The following is a 14,924-nucleotide window of genomic DNA, read 5'->3' as shown; positions in this document are numbered from 1 at the left end:
GTTCCCACTTTTCGGATTGCGCTCTAGCCAGCCGGCGCCGCCTTGCGCGCACGGCGGCGCTCCAGCCCCTTGCGCACCCACCGCCGGATCAGCCAGGCGCCAGGAATGATCAGCACCAGCCAGGGCAGGAGTCCGGCCAGGAATCCGATCATCGTGGCGAGCGATTCGGCGAAAACGCGGCTCATGGACTCGATGGCCTCGCTCACCGGCTCGAAATTCGACGCCGAGGCCGGGGTCAGCTGGGGCTGGTAATTCACGCTCAGCTCTGACATGGACACGCGCAGGCGCAGGGCCGCGATCACGCTCTCGCGCGATTCGATATCGGCCTGGACGCGCGCCAGCTCGCGCTCCACCTGGATCAGCTCCTCAAGGCGCGCCTCGCGCTGCTCCAGCATGGCCTGCAGCCGGTCACGCAGGGCGATGCGGGCGCGCAGGCGCGCCTCGCCGTCCACGATCTGGGTGGTGAGGTCCTCAACGCCGGTCTGCTCCGAAATCACTGTCCCGCCGGCACCCTCAAGCTCGGCGGCCAGGCCCTCGCGGAAACGCGCAATCCAGGCCGGTGCCGCGCGCAAGCGCAGATGGGCGCGGGCGTTCTCCGTCCCGGCATTCTGGGTGGAGGCGTGGATGACCTGGCACTGGTTCAGCCCCGCCGCCTCGCACGCCGCCACATGGGCGCCGTGCAGCGCCGCCAGGCCCTCGCCGGGCAGGCGCACAGAGTAATCATAGCGATACGCCAGATAGGATACGGGCTCGCCGGCTTCAGCCGGCGCCTGTGATGCGCCGGCGCCGGGGTCCATCGCCTGCTCGGTCATAGCCGGCGGCGGCGGTGCAGCGGCCATGCGCGAGCCGGCCACCGACACCGTGTCGCTCTGCGGATAGCCCGCCTGCCCCGGCTCCGGCCCGCCATCGGCGCCACACCCCGCCAGCATCGCGCACGCCAGTACCCCGGCCAATCCGCCCAATCTGCATCTGATCATGTCCCTCTCCCTGTCCCGAGATGCGCGATGGTGCACCGGACATTGCGGCCAGAAAAGGGAGTGAATTAGTCAGGCCGTCCCATGATCAGCGTGCCGTTGGTGCCGCCAAAACCGAAGGAGTTGGACAGGATGGTGTTGAGCTCGGCCTGTTGGGTTTTGGTCACGATGGGCAGGTCGGCCAGCTCCGGGTCCACGGTGTCCACGTTGATGGAGGGCGCGATGAAGCCATGCTTCATCATCAGGAGGCAGTAGATCGCCTCCTGCACGCCCGCCGCGCCGAGCGAGTGGCCGGACATGGACTTGGTGCCTGACAGGGCCGGGATGGTCTGGCCGAACACCGCGCGCAGGGCTTCGGCCTCCTTGATGTCGCCCACCGGGGTGGAGGTGGCGTGAGGGTTGATATAGTCGATCTGGCGCCCCCCGGCCTGAGCCAGCGCCATGCGCATGCAGCGCGCCGCGCCCTCGCCCGAGGGCTGGACCATGTCATGGCCGTCCGACGTGGCGCCATAGCCGAGCACTTCAGCCCAGATGGTGGCACCGCGCGCCTTCGCCCGCTCATAGTCTTCCAGCACCACGATGCCGGCACCGCCCGCGATCACGAAGCCGTCGCGGTCCTTGTCGAACGCGCGCGAGGCTTTCTGGGGTGTATCGTTATAGTTCGAGCTCATGGCACCCATGGCGTCGAACAAGTTGGACAGCGCCCAGTGCAGCTCTTCGCCGCCGCCGGCGAACATCACATCCTGCTTACCGAACTGGATCTGCTCGGCTGCCGCGCCGATGCAGTGCAGCGAGGTCGTGCAGGCCGAACTGATGGAGTAGTTCAGACCCTTGATCTTGAACGGTGTGGCCAGCGTGGCCGAGCCGGTGGAGCACATCGCCTTGGGCACGGCGAACGGCCCGATGCGGCGCGGACCCTTGTCGCGGGTGATATCGGCGGCGGCCACGATGGCCTCCACGCTGGGCCCGCCGGTGCCGACAATCAGGCCGGTGCGTTCGTGGGAGACCTCTTCGGGGCTCAGGCCGGCATCGGCGATGGCCTGTTCCATGGCCATGTAGGCCCAGCCCGCCCCATCACCCATGAAGCGCCAGGCGCGCTTGTCCACATGGTCAGCCGGATTGGCTTTCGGGCGCGCATGCACCTGGCACTTGAAGTTCAGCTCGGCATATTCGGGTGCCGCGCCGACGCCGCAGCGTCCCGCTTTCAGCGAGGCGGCGACCTCGTCGGCATTGTCGCCTATGGAGGATACGATACCGATGCCGGTGACGACGACACGTCTCATTGAGCGCCTCCGCTATTGAGGTCTTCGGGGCGGAACAGGCCGACCCGCAAATCCTTCGCCACATAGATCAGCTGGCCGTCCGCCTCCACGCGTCCGTCAGCAATGCCGAGCACAAGCTTGCGGTTGATGACGCGCTTGAGGTCGATGATGTAACGCACGGCTTTGACTGTCGGCGGCACCTGGCCGGTGAATTTCACCTCGCCCACGCCCAGCGCCCGGCCCTTGCCCGGTGCGCCGGTCCAGCCCAGGAAGAAGCCGACCAGCTGCCACATGGCGTCCAGCCCCAGACAGCCCGGCATCACCGGGTCGCCCTGGAAATGGCAGTCGAAGAACCACAGGTCCGGCTTCACATCGAGCTCGGCGATGACCTCGCCCTTGTTATAGGCACCGCCCTCGGCGGCTATGCGGGTGATACGGTCGAACATCAACATGGGCGGCAGGGGCAGCTGGGCATTGCCCGGCCCGAAAAGCTCGCCCCGCCCGCAGGCGATCAGGGCGTCATAATCATAGCTGTTGCTTTGAGCGGTCATGGGTCCTCGGGGCCGGCCGGGACATGACGTTCCCGGCAACGGTCTGCTCTGGCGGCGGGCAGGGCAAGGCCCATGCGCGGCGCGGGACTGATATGATCAGCGGGCCGGCCCGTCGGGCGCTGTCGCGTCGCGGGCGGCCAGCGCCGCTGGCTCCGGAAGCGAGCGGTAGCACGGGTCCTGCGCGCCCTCAAGCGCGCCACTGGCACCGGCCTCATCGGCATACACGCCCCAGAACGCACCCGCCTGCGCCCAGCCGCGCCGCCCGTCAGCGCTCATCCGGCACCAGCCGGCCCGGCACCGCTCCAGCGACAGGATGGCCCCCGGCTCGATGCGCGCGATCAGATTGGCGTCCGCATCGGCCCTGGCGCGCAAATCGGTCCCGAGGCGCGCAATCACCGACCGGCGTCCGGTCAGCAAGGCGTGATGCATCCACACCTGCGCCCCGTCCGGGTCCTCCACCCGGCGCCAGAGCGGGGTCTCGGCCACGATCAGCACCGGCAGTCCGGCGCGCCGGTAGCGCCATTGTGCGGGATGCTGGAGCGAGGGACCGGTGCGTCCGATGGCGTCATCGCCTTTCAGCGTGACGAAGCGCGGCGTCGCCAGGCCGGAAAATGTATCGCAGTCCTGCGCCAGCGCAGGCGCAGCAAAACTGGCGGCGATGAGCATGGCGAGCGCGGTACGAAGCATGGTGTGAAACTGCGCCGCCACGGTGAAGGCCGGGTTAAGGCGCTGAGATACTGGACGCGGCCGAGCTTCCCCTTCATGGTCGCAGCGATCCAGACCTGCCAAGGAGCTCAAATCATGATCCAGCGCACCCTGTTTGCGGCCGCCGCCCTTTGCCTGGCGCCGGTCGCCGCCGCCCAGGACGGCCCGGCTGTGGACACCACTGATCTGGGGAACGGCATTTACATGCTGTCCACCGGCGTGGCGGGCAATGTGGCGGTCAGTGTCGGCGCGGACGGGGTCTGGATGATCGACACCCAGATGGCCCCCATCGCCCCGGCGCTAGACGCGGCCCAAAAAGCGGTCTCGGATGGCGGCGAGGTGCGCCTGGTGCTCAACACGCATCTGCACGGCGATCATGTGCTGGGTAATGCCTATTTTGCCGAACGCGGTGCGCTGATCATGGCCCACACCAGCGTACGCGCACGGCTTCAGTCGCCCGCGCCCAATGCCGTGACCGGCAACACGCCCGAGCCCCTGTCGGGCGGCTTCCTGCCCGTGATCGGCATTCCAGGCCAGAGCGAGATCGTCCTGAACGGACTCACGGCGCGCATACATTATGCCCCGGACGCCCATACCGACGGCGATCTGTGGGTGCATTTTGTCGAAGCCGACATCATCCATGCCGGCGACCTCCTGTTCTCAGGCCTGTTTCCCTTCATTGATCTGGACAATGGCGGTGATGTGGAGGGCATGATCGCCGGCATGCAGGCGATCGCGGACGCGGCAGGGGCTGACACCGTGATCATTCCCGGTCATGGCCCGCTGTCCACCCGTGAGGACCTGGTCGCCAGCATCGACATGCTGACGGCGGCGCGTGACGCAGTCGCCGAACTGGCCGCCCGGGGCCTGACCCTGCAAGAGGTGATTGCGGCCGCGCCGCTGGCACCCTTCCACGAAGACTGGAACTGGCGCTTCATCACCACAGAGCGCATGACCGCCACGCTGTACAGGGATGCCACGCGATGAGCAGGCCGCGCCCCGGCTGGTTGCCGCCGGCCAATGTCATCAGCATGATCGTGTCGCTGGCGGTGATCACCGGGCTGATCATGTGGCTGGTGCTCGGCGGCTGGCTGCAGGGCTTTATCGCCGGGATCATCTTCGCCGCCGCCTTCTGGTTCGTGGTGGTCTTCGCCCCGCGCCGCGCCACGCGCAAAAAGCGCCGCGGGGGCGCAGGCAAGCGCTAGTCTGCGGTGTGCCGGGGCCACTTCAGAGCGGCTTGCAATTGTGTGGGCGGGCGCCATTGTGTGCAGCGCAACACGGCCCTGACCCCCGACGCGGACCCGCCCGATGACCCAGCCCGCCTTTGACGCCCTTCTGGTCGAAAACGTCCATCCCGACGCCGACAGCGCGCTGACCCAGTACGGACCGGTCGCAATCCGCCGGCTGGCCGGCTCGCCTTCGCCCGAGGTGCTGCGCAGCGAGATTGCCCGCGCCCAGGTGCTGGGCATCCGCTCGCGCACCCAGGTCGATCCGGCATTGCTGGACGCTGCGCCGGAGCTGTTGGCGGTGGGGTGCTTCTGCATCGGCACCAACCAGGTGGATCTGACCGCCGCCGCGGCGCGCGGTATTCCGGTGTTCAACGCCCCCTTCGCCAACACGCGCTCAGTAGCGGAACTGACCATGGCCAGCGTCATCATGCTGATGCGCCGCGTTCCGGAGAAGATGGTCGCCATCGAGCGCGGCGAGTGGCTGAAAAGCGCCGATGGCTGCAACGAGGTGCGCAAGAAGAAGCTGGGCATTATCGGCTACGGCAATATCGGCGCCCAGCTCTCGGTGATCGCCTCGGCGCTGGGCATGCACGTGTATTTCTACGACATCGAGCCCAAGCTCGCCCATGGCAATGCCCGGCCCGTGGAGAGCCTGGACGCGCTGATCGCCGAATGCGACGTGGTCACGGTCCATGTGCCGTCCACAGCGCGCACCCGCAATCTGATGAACGCCGAACGCATCCGCGCGATGAAGCCCGGTGCCTTTCTGATCAACCAGGCGCGCGGCGATCTGGTGGATATCGATGCCCTTGCCCAGGCACTGCGTTCGGGCCATCTCGCCGGCGCGGCGGTGGACGTGTTCCCGGTGGAGCCCAAGAGCAAGGACGAGCGGTTCGAGAGCCCGCTGATCGGCTGCCCCAATGTCATCCTGACCCCGCATATCGGCGGCTCGACGCTGGAAGCCCAGGCCGCCATCGGCATGGATGCGGCGACCAAGCTCGCCCGTTTCCTGTTTGAAGGTGCCACGTCCCAGGCGGTGAACTTCCCCGAGGTCGATCCCGGTGCCCTGCAGCCAGGGCGCGTGCGCATCCTGGCACCGCACCTGAACCGGCCTGGATACTTGCGCAAGCTCAACAACATGGCCGAGGACGCCGGTGCCAACGTCGCCGCGCAGTTTCTGCAGACTGACGGTGAGCTTGGCTATGCGGTCGCCGATCTCGAAGGTGATCTGCCCGGCGATTTCCTCGACCGGATCCGCGCCATTGACGGCACCATCCGCGCCCGGGCGATCAGGGCGCGCTGAGAGAAAATTCCATCTTCACGGCCAACAGTCTGTTTCGCGTGCCGGGCAGGATTGCGCTTGCGGTCAGCTGCGGCCGCGCAACAGGATAAAAGCGGAGCCCGCCGCGAAGGCCAGGGCACCGTGGTGCCATTCCTGCCAGACGCCATATCCGAGCATGACGCTGACCAGCCAGACTGATCCGGCGCAGGCGAGGCCTGCGCTCAGGGGTGCGCCCAGAACCGCACGCCCGGCACTGCGCGCCAGCGCCAGCAGTGTCCAGGCCGACAGGAGCGCGCCGACCGCCCCGGTCTCCATCCAGATGTGAAGGCCGGCGTTGTGGGCGTGAATGGGCATGCGATCGATCTCAATGCCCCGCAGCATGACCGTCTCGGAGAGCGTACGCCCCGCGCCTAGCCCGTGACCGAGCAAGGGCCGCTCTGCGATTCTCTCCACGGCGAAGCCCCAGATCTCCAGCCGCCAATGCCAGGAAAGCGGCAGGCGCTCGGCCAGGCTGTCGGGGAAGAAAGCCACCAGAGCCCCCATGATCGGCGGCGCGACGAGCACCGTCAGCGCGGTGCCGGCCAGGATCACCTGCAGGGTCATGCGCGGCCAGCGCAGGGCGAACGCGAGGGCCACAAGCCCGCCGGCAAACGCGATGATGTTCGCCGCGACCTCGAAGCTGGCCGCCGCGATGGCGCTGGTGGCCAGCAGGAACAGCGCTGCGGAACGCCAGGCGTACCCGCCCTTCAGCCAGAACCAGAGCCCGGCAGGTCCGGCAAGCATGATGAAGGCTGTAGTGCCGCGCGACAGGCGCCGCGTGGCGATCCCCAGCGCACCTTCCGGGTCTGTCAGTCCGTGAAGCCAGCCTTGGAACGCTACCGCGATGGGCAGGCCGGCGAGCGCTTCAATCGCAAAAAACGCGCCCAGCGCCAAAGCCCCTGTGAGCAGCACCGGCGCTGCAAGCCTGACTTCCCTGGCCCCCATGCGCATGCAGGCGTAGACCGCAGCGATATAGAGCGGCGTCAGCAGAGCGAGCTTGTAGAGCTCATCCGCGCGCGGATAAACCGACCACGCAGAGGTCATGCAGAACCAGGCGATGGCCGCTGTGGCCAGACCCGCCGCCAGCGGCGCGGCGCGCGCCGCCTGCCAGGCAGGAAGCACGAGCAGTGGCAGGGTCAACAGGCCAACAAACCCGACCGAAGACGACAGACCAAGCCCGCCAGCCCCGATCAGGAAAATGCTGAGTGCGGCGAAGACCCAAAACACGCCCAACCGGTAGCGCGCGGCAAGGGTCATGACAGTAGCGCCTCGCGCGCGTCTTGCGGCGCGAGATTCCAGAACTCAAGCTGCCAGACCCCGGCGGTCAGCCGCGCCACGCCCATATGGCCGGTCTTCACCTTGGCGTCCTCCGGCGGCGCAAGCGCGCCCGCGATCATGCGGTGGAAATAGCGCAACACGCCATTGGAGCTGATCACGAGAACATCGCCGCGCGGATCGTGACCGATGGCGTCCAGCACGTGGCGCGCATGGGACTGAAGTGTCTCCGGGTCTGGCGACCAGCCTGCGCCATCGGGGACGATGCTGCGCTCGCGCCAGGCGTCGATGGCATCGGCGCCCCACTCGGCGGCAATGTCCGCATCGCTGCGCCCGCCCCAGGTTCCGTAGTCGATTTCCCTGAGACGGGTGTCGATCTCCACCTCGCCAGAGAACCCGCACGCCTTCGCGGCCAGCGCCGCCCCCTCCCGGGTACGCTTGAGCGGGCCTGCGATAATCCGCGCCGGGAGAATCGCTGATGATCTCAGCGCCGCTCCGACGGCGCGCGACTGGTCCTTGCCCCTGGCGGTCAGCGGCAGGTCTTCGCGTGCGCCGACCCAGACCGGCGTCTCGCCCGCGTCAAACGTATTGCCATGCCGGGCAAGAATGAGCCGCATCACACGATCTCGCCTTCAGCCGCGATGATCTGCGCCGCGATCTCGGCGTCGCGCGGCGAGTCCACGGACCAGGGCGTGCGTCCACGATAATCGGTAAGCACCACGCGGATCGGAATCCCGTTCTCCAGCGCGCGCAGCTGCTCCAGGCTCTCGGCCAGCTCCAGCGGGCCGGGCTCCAGCGCCACCAGTTTTTCCAGTGCGGCGAACCGATAGGCATACAATCCGATATGCTTGTAGATCCGCGCCGCGTCGCGGTGGCGCCGGAAGGGGATGATGGCCTTGGAGAAATACAATGCATTCATGGCGTGATCGAACACCACACTGGTGCCGCCAACCTCGCCGCGCGCCTTGGCCTCGGCGAGCTTGTCATACGCCCCATCGCTGAGCGCCACGGCGGGCGTGGCGAGTTGAAGGCCGGGCTCCGCCGCCATGGCAGCAGCGGCCGCCTCGATCACCCAGGGCGGGGTCAGTGGCGCATCACCCTGAAGGTTCACAATCACATCGTCGGGCCTGGCGAAGGCCTTCACCGCCTCATAGGCGCGCTCGGTGCCATTGCGGCAGGCTTCGGGCGTCATCACCGCTTCGCCGCCGAACCCGTGGACTGAGTCGGCGATACGCTCATCATCGGTCGCAACCAGCACCCGGTCCACGGATCCAGCCGCGTCAGCCAGCCGCCGCACCCGCTCCACCATGGGAACGCCAGCAATCGCGTGGAGCGGCTTGCCGGGAAACCGGGTCGAGCCGTAGCGGGCGGGGATGACGGCGATGACGGACATGGGTGGGGCCTCGTGCACAAAACAGGCGCTTCAGTCCTTGCCACGAACCATGCTGCCCCGCCAAGGGCGCCGCCCCCTTTGCCGGACGCCCGGGGATAGGTTAGAAGGCGCGTCTTGCGTCCGGGCCCGGCCCCGGCGCGCCAGACATTCTGTTGCGGAGGCATTCTCATGGCCGGCCACTCCAAATGGGCCAATATCCAGCACCGCAAAGGCCGCCAGGACAAGGCCCGCGCCAAGCTGTTCACCAAGCTGTCCAAGGAAATCACCATCGCCTCGAAAATGGGCGGGGCCGATCCGGACATGAACCCGCGCCTGCGTCTGGCTGTGGCCAACGCCAAGGGCCAGTCCATGCCTAAGGATAATATCGAGCGGGCAATCAAAAAGGGCCAGGGCGGCGACGTCGAGGAGTATTTCGAAATCCGCTATGAGGGCTTCGGCCCTGGCGGGATCGGCCTCATCGTCGAGGCCGCCACCGACAACCGCAACCGCGCGGCCTCGGAAGTGCGCTCGGCGTTTTCGCGCAATGGCGGCAATCTGGGTGAAACCGGCTCGGTGTCCTTCATGTTCGACCAGCTGGGCGAGATCCGCTTCCCGGCTTCGGTGGCCGGCGAGGACGCCATGCTGGAGGCCGCGATCGAGGCCGGCGCCGAGGACGTGACCCAGGAAGACGTCACCGATGATGACGGCGAGCCGGGGCGCGAGCACGTTATTCTGTGCGCCCGCGAGGATCTGGCCGAAGTCTCGGCCGCGCTGCAGGCAAGCTTCGGCGAAGCCAAATCGGCCAATATCATCTGGAAGCCGCAAAACCTCATCGAAGTCGATGGCGAAAAGGCTGACACCCTGATGAAGCTCATGGAAGCGCTGGAAGACCTCGACGATGTGAGCGAAGTGTTTGCCAATTTCGATATTTCCGATGCGGAGATGGACAAGCTCGCCTCCTGACCGGTCCCTTTGGAGGGGCTTCACGCCATGATCATCGCTGTCGACGGGCCGCTGGCCTCGGGCAAAGGCACCATTGCCCGCGCCTTGGCGGCCCATTTCGGTTTGCCTCATCTGGACACCGGCACGCTCTACCGCGCGGTGGCGGTGGCCGTCGCCGATGCGGGCGCCCAGCCTGAGGACGCCGCCGCCGCCGAAGCCGCGGCGCGCGCGCTGGACTTCAACGCCATTGACGAGACCCGCATCCGCACCGCCGGGGCGGGGGTCAGCGCCAGCATTGTGTCAGCCCATCCTGGCGTGCGCGCGGCGCTTCTGGACCTTCAACGCACGTTCGCAGACAAGCCCGGCGGCGCGGTGCTGGACGGGCGCGATATCGGCACGGTGATCGCGCCGCATGCCCATGTGAAACTCTTCGTCACCGCCAGCGCCGATGTGCGCGCCGGCCGGCGCCATGCCGAGCTCATCAATCGCGGCGAGCAGATCGGCTTTGATCAGGTGCTTGATCAGTTGCGCCAGCGCGACGCGCGCGACGCCAGCCGCGCTGATGCCCCGATGATGAAAGCCGATGACGCGGTCGAACTGGACACCAGCGAGCTCACCCAGGACGAAGCCATCCGCGCGGCAATCGTGATTGTGGAGGCGCGGCGGGCGGGGTGAACACCCTGACGCCTCAGCGCGGACGGGTCTCCGGCTGCAGGGCGGCGCGCACCCGCAGGCGTCCAATGGTTTCTGGGTCCAATGCCCGCGCCAGCGCCGCCTCCAGCTGCGCGCGGTCAGGGTCATCGGCCATCTCGCCGTCGCGGGTCAGCCCTGCGCGCACCGCCCAGACATACGCGCCTTCCAGATCGCGCGCGGTCCCGTCGCCGACAGCCAGCGCATAGGCGTAGAGGAACTGACTTTCAGGATCGCCCCGCTGCGCGCCCTGGTGCGCCCAGTGGGCGGCATTGACCGGGTCGGCAGCCAGGCCCGGCGCACCCTGGAACAGCAAAAGCGCATACTGTCCCATGGCGGGGATCAGGCCGCTTTCGGCCGCTACGCGCACCAGCTGCGCCCCGCGTTCGGGATCAGCATCCGCGCCTTCGTCCGCCAGATGCATGGTCCCGGCCATCAAGGAACCGAACGCCAGGCCCGCCTCGCCCGCTCGCTCATACCATTGGCGCGCCTGCGTGAGGTCGCGTGGCCCGTGCGGCCATTCACCCAGCGCGTAGGCATAATCGGCATAGGACTGGGTGTGCCCGCTTTCGGCAGCCAGGCGCAGCCAGTCCAGCGCAGTTGAGGCCGCGCCTGGATCGGTGCGCTCCATCAGATAGAGGCCGTATTCATGGGCGGCGCGGCCATCACCGGCTTCAGCCGCGCGGGAGAAATACTCGCGCGCCTGCCAGGGAGCCAGGCCTGCGCGGCCGGCTTCGGCCAGACGCGCGAGGATGATCAGCGCATCCGGCTCGTTCAGGTCCGCCGCCCGTCGCAGCCAGCGCACCGCGCCCGCCTCGTCCGGCTCGCCGCTGAGCCCGTGCAGAAGAATATGACCCGCCAGCGTCGCCCCGCGCGGTTCACCGCCCGCCGCCGCCCGCTGGGCATGCAAGAGCGCCATATCGTAATCGCCGATCATATAGGCGCCCGAGGCACTGGCCATGGCGTCATTGGTGAGCGAGCGCCCCTCCACCGGATCGGCGCTGCGGTCGCGCTCGATCAGATCCGACAGGCCCGGCGGCAAGGCCGGAGCCGCGTCGCCCCGCGCAGAAGAAGCACCCGCACAAGCAAGGCCTGTGGCCAGGATCAGTCCAGCAATCTTGAGACAGCCGCGCATGCGTGTTCAGGTCCTTTCGGGTGCGACCACACTCCGGCGCACACTGCGATGTAATCGGCACCGGCATCGATAACCGGGGCGGCGTTGTCTGGCGTGATGCCGCCAATGGCGACGCAGGGCAGTTCGAACAGCTCGCGCCACCAGCTGATCAGCTCCAAAGGTGCGGATGTCTTGGGCGTTTTCGTGGCGGTCGGGTAGACCGAGCCGAAGGCGACATAGTCGGCCCCGCGCTCGCCCGCGACCATGGCCAGATGACGGCTGTCATGACAGGTCACGCCCACCAGCCCTTTCGGGCCCATGGCTGCGCGCGCCAGTGCGTAGCTGGCATCCTCCTGCCCCACATGTACCCCGTCACAGCCCAGCTCGGCGGCCAGAGCAGGATCATCATTGAGGATCACCGTGACGCCGCGCGCCCGCGCCGCCGCGATCAGGCCCGGGGCCAGGGTCCGGATATCGCCCGGCGCATGATCTTTCAGCCGGATCTGCAGCGCCGCAACACGCCCGGCATCCAGGGTGCGCGTCAGCAGCATTTCAAAACCGGCGTCAATGCGCGGCGGGGTGAGGAGGTAAAGCTCGGCCATCGATCAGATCAGCGCCCGTGCGCATCGCGCAGGGCGGTCATGTGTTCCATGGCGCGCGGTTTGCCCTTGCCGCCATTGAACTTGTATTCCTGCGTGCCCGCATGGACGACGGTATCGGTGTCCAGAAGCGCGGTGGTGGCGTAGGTGAAGCCGGCGGGCAGGCGCTGGTAGATCGGCCCGAAATCGCGCCCGGCTGTGGCCTTGTGCAGGGCTTCAAGCGAGTCGATGACGAAATACGTGTCCTGGAAATCGCTGATCACATAGTCGGTGCGCATCACCCGGTCGACATTGAGCGCAATGCGGTGCGGGCTGTCGGAGTAGAGCGAGAACAATGTCTCGTCCGGCGAGGACAAAATGCCCGCGCCATAGATGCGCAGGCCGTCAGCTTCCTGGATCAGGCCGAACTCGACCGTGTACCAGTAGATGGCACCGAAATTCTTCAGCCGGTTATGCTCGATGGCGCGCCGCCCGCCCTTGCCATAGGCGGCGATATAGTCGGCGAAGAACGGATCCATGAGCATGGGTACATGGCCGAACACGTCGTGGAAAATGTCCGGCTCCTGCAGATAGAAGAGGTCATCCTCCACCCGTTCATAGGCGATGTGCTCGGGCGCGCGCCCCTCATTGGCTTTGCGCACTCTGGATGTCTTGGGCTTGCCGCCGCGGATGAAGGTGCCGGCGGGAAAGCGCCGGTTCTCCAGATGCCAGAAGAAGACGTTGTCTGGGATCAGTTCGGGCACCGCCACCACGGTCCAGCCCGTGGCCGGCTCCAGCACCTTGTTCAGCGCCGCAAATTCGGGGATGCCGTCCTTCATGGCCCCTTCAAGAGCATTGAAGCCCTTCATGAAGTCGCTGCAGGCCCGGCCGGGCAGCATTTTGCGCTGGTTCTCGAACAGGAGCCGCCAGCGGTGATGTTCGGCGTCGGTATAGCGCGGCTGGCGGGCCAGCAGCCAGCTGTCCGTATCGAAGTCGTCAGCCCCCAGCGTGTAGCCATCAGGGCGCCTGGCATAGCGGTGCATGGCACCGCCGGGGCCCTCAAGCCCTTCGCCGGCATCCTGCAGCAGCGGATCGAAATATGCGTCCCCCATGCCCGGAATGGACTGGGCGCGCGCGTGGTGCGCGATGTCGTCGGCCATGGCTTGAACCTTGTCCTGCGTATCCGCCTCCTTCTAGCATGGGCGCGCGGGTGCCTGCCAGAAACGGGCGCCGTTGCCAGGAGCGCCCCATGACCACCGCCTTCGCCTTCAAGACCGTGCCGCACATCCTGTTTGAACCCGGTGCCAGCGCGCGCCTGGCTGACACCGCGGCCCCCGCACTCAAGGGCGCCCGGCGCATTCTGTTCGTCACCGATGCCGGCGTGCGCAGCGCGGGCCTGTGCGACGGCGCGCTGGCGGGACTGGCCGAGGCCGGGCTGGACGTGCTGGTCCATGACCAGATCATTCCCGACCCGCCCGAGCAGACGGTGTTTGACGCGGTTCAGGCCGGACGTGATTTCGGAGCCCAGGCGGTGATCGGCTTTGGCGGCGGCAGCCCTATGGACACCGCCAAAGTGGTCGCCGTGCTGCTGTCGGGTGAGCAGGCCCTGTCGGACATGTATGGCGTGCAGCAGGTGCGTGCGAGCCGTCCGCCCCTGATCCTTCTGCCCACCACAGCGGGTACAGGCAGCGAGGTGACCAATGTGGCCGTCCTCACCACCGGCGCCACATCCAAGCGCGGCATCGCGGCCGATCCGCTCTATGCCGACATGGCGATTCTGGATCCGGACCTGACACTGGGCCTGCCGCGCCACCCCACTGCCTATACCGGCATTGACGCCATGGTCCACGCCATCGAGGCCTTCACCAACCGGCGCGCCAAGAACCCGGTGTCCGACGCGCTGGCGCTGGCGGCGCTGAAGAAACTGCACGGTTCAATCCTGCGCGCCTGCGCGGACGGGTCCGACAGGGAAGCACGCGGCGACATGCTGCTGGGCGCCATGCTGGCCGGCCAGGCCTTCTCCAACAGCCCGTGCGCGGGCGTGCATGCCATGGCCTATCCGCTGGGCGGGATGTTCCACGTGCCCCATGGCCTGTCGAACGCCGTCGTGCTGCCGCCCGTGCTACGCTTCAATGCGCCAGCGGCGGAGCGGCTTTATGCAGAGATCGCCGCCCATCTGGGCCTGCACGCCTCCTCCGACGGCCTGATCGCGGAGATGGACCGCATCGCGGCGGAGGTGGGCATTGAACGGCGCCTGTCAGAGCTGGGCATCAGCCACAATCATATCCCGGCCATGGCCGCAGACGTGGCGGCCAATGACCGGCTGCTGCCCAACAATCCGCGCGACATGGACTATGCGTCCATCGTGGCGATGTTCGAGGAGATTCTATGAGCGTGCGTCCCGCCCGCCCCGTCCGCGCCGACTACCCCGTCTTCGAACCCATCGAGACGCGCTGGGCGGATAATGACGCCTATGGCCATGTGAACAACGTGGTCTTCTACGCCTTCTTCGACACGGCGGTGAACCGGCGCCTGGCGCGGGCGGGCCTGCTCGATATCGCGGGCGGGGCGACAATCGGCCTCGTGGTGGAGACCGGCTGCCGCTACCACGCGTCCGCCGCCTTCCCCGAGCCGCTGGAGGCTGGCGTGAGGGTGGCCCGCATCGGGACAAGCTCGGTGCGCTACGAGCTGGCGATCTTCCGCGCCGGTGAGGATACGGCCATCGCTGAGGGCTTCTTCGTCCATGTCTATGTCGACCGCGAGACCCGGCGGCCCGCACCTCTGCCTGAAAGCTGGCGCGCGGTGCTGGGCGAATGGGTTCAAGGAAATCCGGGGCTTAACGAAAAATACTGAATTGCGATAAAAAATTATTGTCATACAGAAATTTCTTGTTATAAGACGGCATGGTCTT

The 14,924-nt window shown here is 67.2% G+C and carries 17 protein-coding genes; 7 read left to right on the top strand and 10 right to left on the bottom strand.

All coding sequences use genetic code 11. The annotated features are described in order from the left end of the window. Positions 1-23: 23 nt before the first annotated feature. The 4 genes from L2D00_13305 to L2D00_13290 all read right to left on the bottom strand — a co-directional run bounded on the left by L2D00_13305 (position 24) and on the right by L2D00_13290 (position 3,474). Entirely contained in the window at positions 24-977 is a 954-nt protein-coding gene (locus tag L2D00_13305; GenBank protein ID WBQ12815.1) for a DUF4349 domain-containing protein, read from the bottom strand. A 65-nt stretch (positions 978-1,042) separates the two neighbouring features. Next, a complete protein-coding gene (fabB, locus tag L2D00_13300; GenBank protein WBQ12814.1) occupies positions 1,043-2,257 on the bottom strand; it encodes a beta-ketoacyl-ACP synthase I in 1,215 nt (404 codons plus the stop codon). Beyond that, positions 2,254-2,787, bottom strand: a complete 534-nt coding sequence (gene fabA, locus L2D00_13295; GenBank protein ID WBQ12813.1) for a 3-hydroxyacyl-[acyl-carrier-protein] dehydratase FabA — start codon at positions 2,785-2,787, stop codon at positions 2,254-2,256. The genes fabB and fabA overlap by 4 nt, the downstream gene beginning before the upstream one ends. A 96-nt stretch (positions 2,788-2,883) precedes the next feature. Then, complete coding sequence (locus L2D00_13290) at positions 2,884-3,474, bottom strand: hypothetical protein (GenBank protein ID WBQ12812.1); 591 nt, start codon at positions 3,472-3,474, stop codon at positions 2,884-2,886. A gap of 114 nt (positions 3,475-3,588) precedes the next feature. Between L2D00_13290 and L2D00_13285 the strand changes: the two genes are divergently transcribed. From L2D00_13285 to serA, 3 genes are all read left to right on the top strand, one after another. Then, positions 3,589-4,479 (top strand): MBL fold metallo-hydrolase, encoded by an 891-nt coding sequence (locus L2D00_13285; protein WBQ12811.1) that lies wholly within the window; start codon positions 3,589-3,591, stop codon positions 4,477-4,479. Further along, a complete protein-coding gene (locus L2D00_13280) occupies positions 4,476-4,697 on the top strand; it encodes a hypothetical protein (GenBank protein WBQ12810.1) in 222 nt (73 codons plus the stop codon). The genes L2D00_13285 and L2D00_13280 overlap by 4 nt, the downstream gene beginning before the upstream one ends. A gap of 103 nt (positions 4,698-4,800) precedes the next feature. Further along, positions 4,801-6,024, top strand: coding sequence for a phosphoglycerate dehydrogenase (gene serA, locus L2D00_13275; protein ID WBQ12809.1), 1,224 nt, complete (start codon positions 4,801-4,803; stop codon positions 6,022-6,024). A gap of 63 nt (positions 6,025-6,087) precedes the next feature. On the opposite strand, the gene L2D00_13270 is transcribed toward serA, so the two are convergent. The 3 genes from L2D00_13270 to kdsB are packed head-to-tail and all read right to left on the bottom strand — an operon-like array spanning position 6,088 to position 8,710. Further along, on the bottom strand, positions 6,088-7,299 hold the full coding sequence (locus L2D00_13270) for a hypothetical protein (protein WBQ12808.1): 1,212 nt from the start codon (positions 7,297-7,299) through the stop codon (positions 6,088-6,090). After that, positions 7,296-7,934, bottom strand: coding sequence for a histidine phosphatase family protein (locus tag L2D00_13265; GenBank protein ID WBQ12807.1), 639 nt, complete (start codon positions 7,932-7,934; stop codon positions 7,296-7,298). The genes L2D00_13270 and L2D00_13265 overlap by 4 nt, the downstream gene beginning before the upstream one ends. Continuing rightward, positions 7,934-8,710, bottom strand: a complete 777-nt coding sequence (gene kdsB, locus L2D00_13260) for a 3-deoxy-manno-octulosonate cytidylyltransferase (protein WBQ12806.1) — start codon at positions 8,708-8,710, stop codon at positions 7,934-7,936. The genes L2D00_13265 and kdsB overlap by 1 nt, the downstream gene beginning before the upstream one ends. Positions 8,711-8,878: 168 nt before the next feature. Between kdsB and L2D00_13255 the strand changes: the two genes are divergently transcribed. Beyond that, the gene (locus tag L2D00_13255) at positions 8,879-9,652 is read left to right on the top strand and encodes a YebC/PmpR family DNA-binding transcriptional regulator (protein ID WBQ12805.1); all 774 of its coding nucleotides are present in this window, start codon (positions 8,879-8,881) and stop codon (positions 9,650-9,652) included. A 27-nt stretch (positions 9,653-9,679) separates the two neighbouring features. After that, positions 9,680-10,306 (top strand): (d)CMP kinase, encoded by a 627-nt coding sequence (cmk, locus tag L2D00_13250; GenBank protein ID WBQ12804.1) that lies wholly within the window; start codon positions 9,680-9,682, stop codon positions 10,304-10,306. Between the two features lie 13 nt (positions 10,307-10,319). Here cmk and L2D00_13245 read toward each other — a convergent pair whose 3' ends face one another. From L2D00_13245 to L2D00_13235, 3 genes are read right to left on the bottom strand one after another with little or no spacing between them, the layout of a single operon-like run. Next, on the bottom strand, positions 10,320-11,456 hold the full coding sequence (locus L2D00_13245; protein WBQ12803.1) for a sel1 repeat family protein: 1,137 nt from the start codon (positions 11,454-11,456) through the stop codon (positions 10,320-10,322). Further along, the gene (thiE, locus tag L2D00_13240) at positions 11,426-12,037 is read right to left on the bottom strand and encodes a thiamine phosphate synthase (protein WBQ12802.1); all 612 of its coding nucleotides are present in this window, start codon (positions 12,035-12,037) and stop codon (positions 11,426-11,428) included. The genes L2D00_13245 and thiE overlap by 31 nt, the downstream gene beginning before the upstream one ends. A gap of 8 nt (positions 12,038-12,045) precedes the next feature. After that, positions 12,046-13,173 carry a phenylalanine 4-monooxygenase gene (locus L2D00_13235; GenBank protein ID WBQ12801.1) on the bottom strand — a complete coding sequence of 376 codons (1,128 nt, stop codon included), beginning with the start codon at positions 13,171-13,173 and terminating at the stop codon, positions 12,046-12,048. An 89-nt stretch (positions 13,174-13,262) separates the two neighbouring features. On the opposite strand from L2D00_13235, the gene L2D00_13230 reads away from it, so the two are divergent. Both L2D00_13230 and L2D00_13225 read left to right on the top strand, forming a co-directional pair. Further along, positions 13,263-14,405, top strand: a complete 1,143-nt coding sequence (locus L2D00_13230; protein WBQ12800.1) for an iron-containing alcohol dehydrogenase — start codon at positions 13,263-13,265, stop codon at positions 14,403-14,405. Beyond that, complete coding sequence (locus tag L2D00_13225; GenBank protein WBQ12799.1) at positions 14,402-14,866, top strand: acyl-CoA thioesterase; 465 nt, start codon at positions 14,402-14,404, stop codon at positions 14,864-14,866. The genes L2D00_13230 and L2D00_13225 overlap by 4 nt, the downstream gene beginning before the upstream one ends. Positions 14,867-14,924: the final 58 nt, after the last annotated feature.

The sequence above is a fragment of the Hyphomonadaceae bacterium BL14 genome, from assembly GCA_027627705.1.
GTDB lineage: Bacteria > Pseudomonadota > Alphaproteobacteria > Caulobacterales > Maricaulaceae > Oceanicaulis.
This window is presented reverse-complemented; position numbering and strand designations above follow the sequence as displayed.

Coding starts and splice junctions, on each gene's coding strand:
- L2D00_13305 (WBQ12815.1), bottom strand. CDS start 977: ATGATCAGATGCAGATTGGGCGGATTGGCCGGGGTACTGGCGTGCGCG.
- fabB (WBQ12814.1), bottom strand. CDS start 2,257: ATGAGACGTGTCGTCGTCACCGGCATCGGTATCGTATCCTCCATAGGC.
- fabA (WBQ12813.1), bottom strand. CDS start 2,787: ATGACCGCTCAAAGCAACAGCTATGATTATGACGCCCTGATCGCCTGC.
- L2D00_13290 (WBQ12812.1), bottom strand. CDS start 3,474: ATGCTTCGTACCGCGCTCGCCATGCTCATCGCCGCCAGTTTTGCTGCG.
- L2D00_13285 (WBQ12811.1), top strand. CDS start 3,589: ATGATCCAGCGCACCCTGTTTGCGGCCGCCGCCCTTTGCCTGGCGCCG.
- L2D00_13280 (WBQ12810.1), top strand. CDS start 4,476: ATGAGCAGGCCGCGCCCCGGCTGGTTGCCGCCGGCCAATGTCATCAGC.
- serA (WBQ12809.1), top strand. CDS start 4,801: ATGACCCAGCCCGCCTTTGACGCCCTTCTGGTCGAAAACGTCCATCCC.
- L2D00_13270 (WBQ12808.1), bottom strand. CDS start 7,299: ATGACCCTTGCCGCGCGCTACCGGTTGGGCGTGTTTTGGGTCTTCGCC.
- L2D00_13265 (WBQ12807.1), bottom strand. CDS start 7,934: ATGCGGCTCATTCTTGCCCGGCATGGCAATACGTTTGACGCGGGCGAG.
- kdsB (WBQ12806.1), bottom strand. CDS start 8,710: ATGTCCGTCATCGCCGTCATCCCCGCCCGCTACGGCTCGACCCGGTTT.
- L2D00_13255 (WBQ12805.1), top strand. CDS start 8,879: ATGGCCGGCCACTCCAAATGGGCCAATATCCAGCACCGCAAAGGCCGC.
- cmk (WBQ12804.1), top strand. CDS start 9,680: ATGATCATCGCTGTCGACGGGCCGCTGGCCTCGGGCAAAGGCACCATT.
- L2D00_13245 (WBQ12803.1), bottom strand. CDS start 11,456: ATGCGCGGCTGTCTCAAGATTGCTGGACTGATCCTGGCCACAGGCCTT.
- thiE (WBQ12802.1), bottom strand. CDS start 12,037: ATGGCCGAGCTTTACCTCCTCACCCCGCCGCGCATTGACGCCGGTTTT.
- L2D00_13235 (WBQ12801.1), bottom strand. CDS start 13,173: ATGGCCGACGACATCGCGCACCACGCGCGCGCCCAGTCCATTCCGGGC.
- L2D00_13230 (WBQ12800.1), top strand. CDS start 13,263: ATGACCACCGCCTTCGCCTTCAAGACCGTGCCGCACATCCTGTTTGAA.
- L2D00_13225 (WBQ12799.1), top strand. CDS start 14,402: ATGAGCGTGCGTCCCGCCCGCCCCGTCCGCGCCGACTACCCCGTCTTC.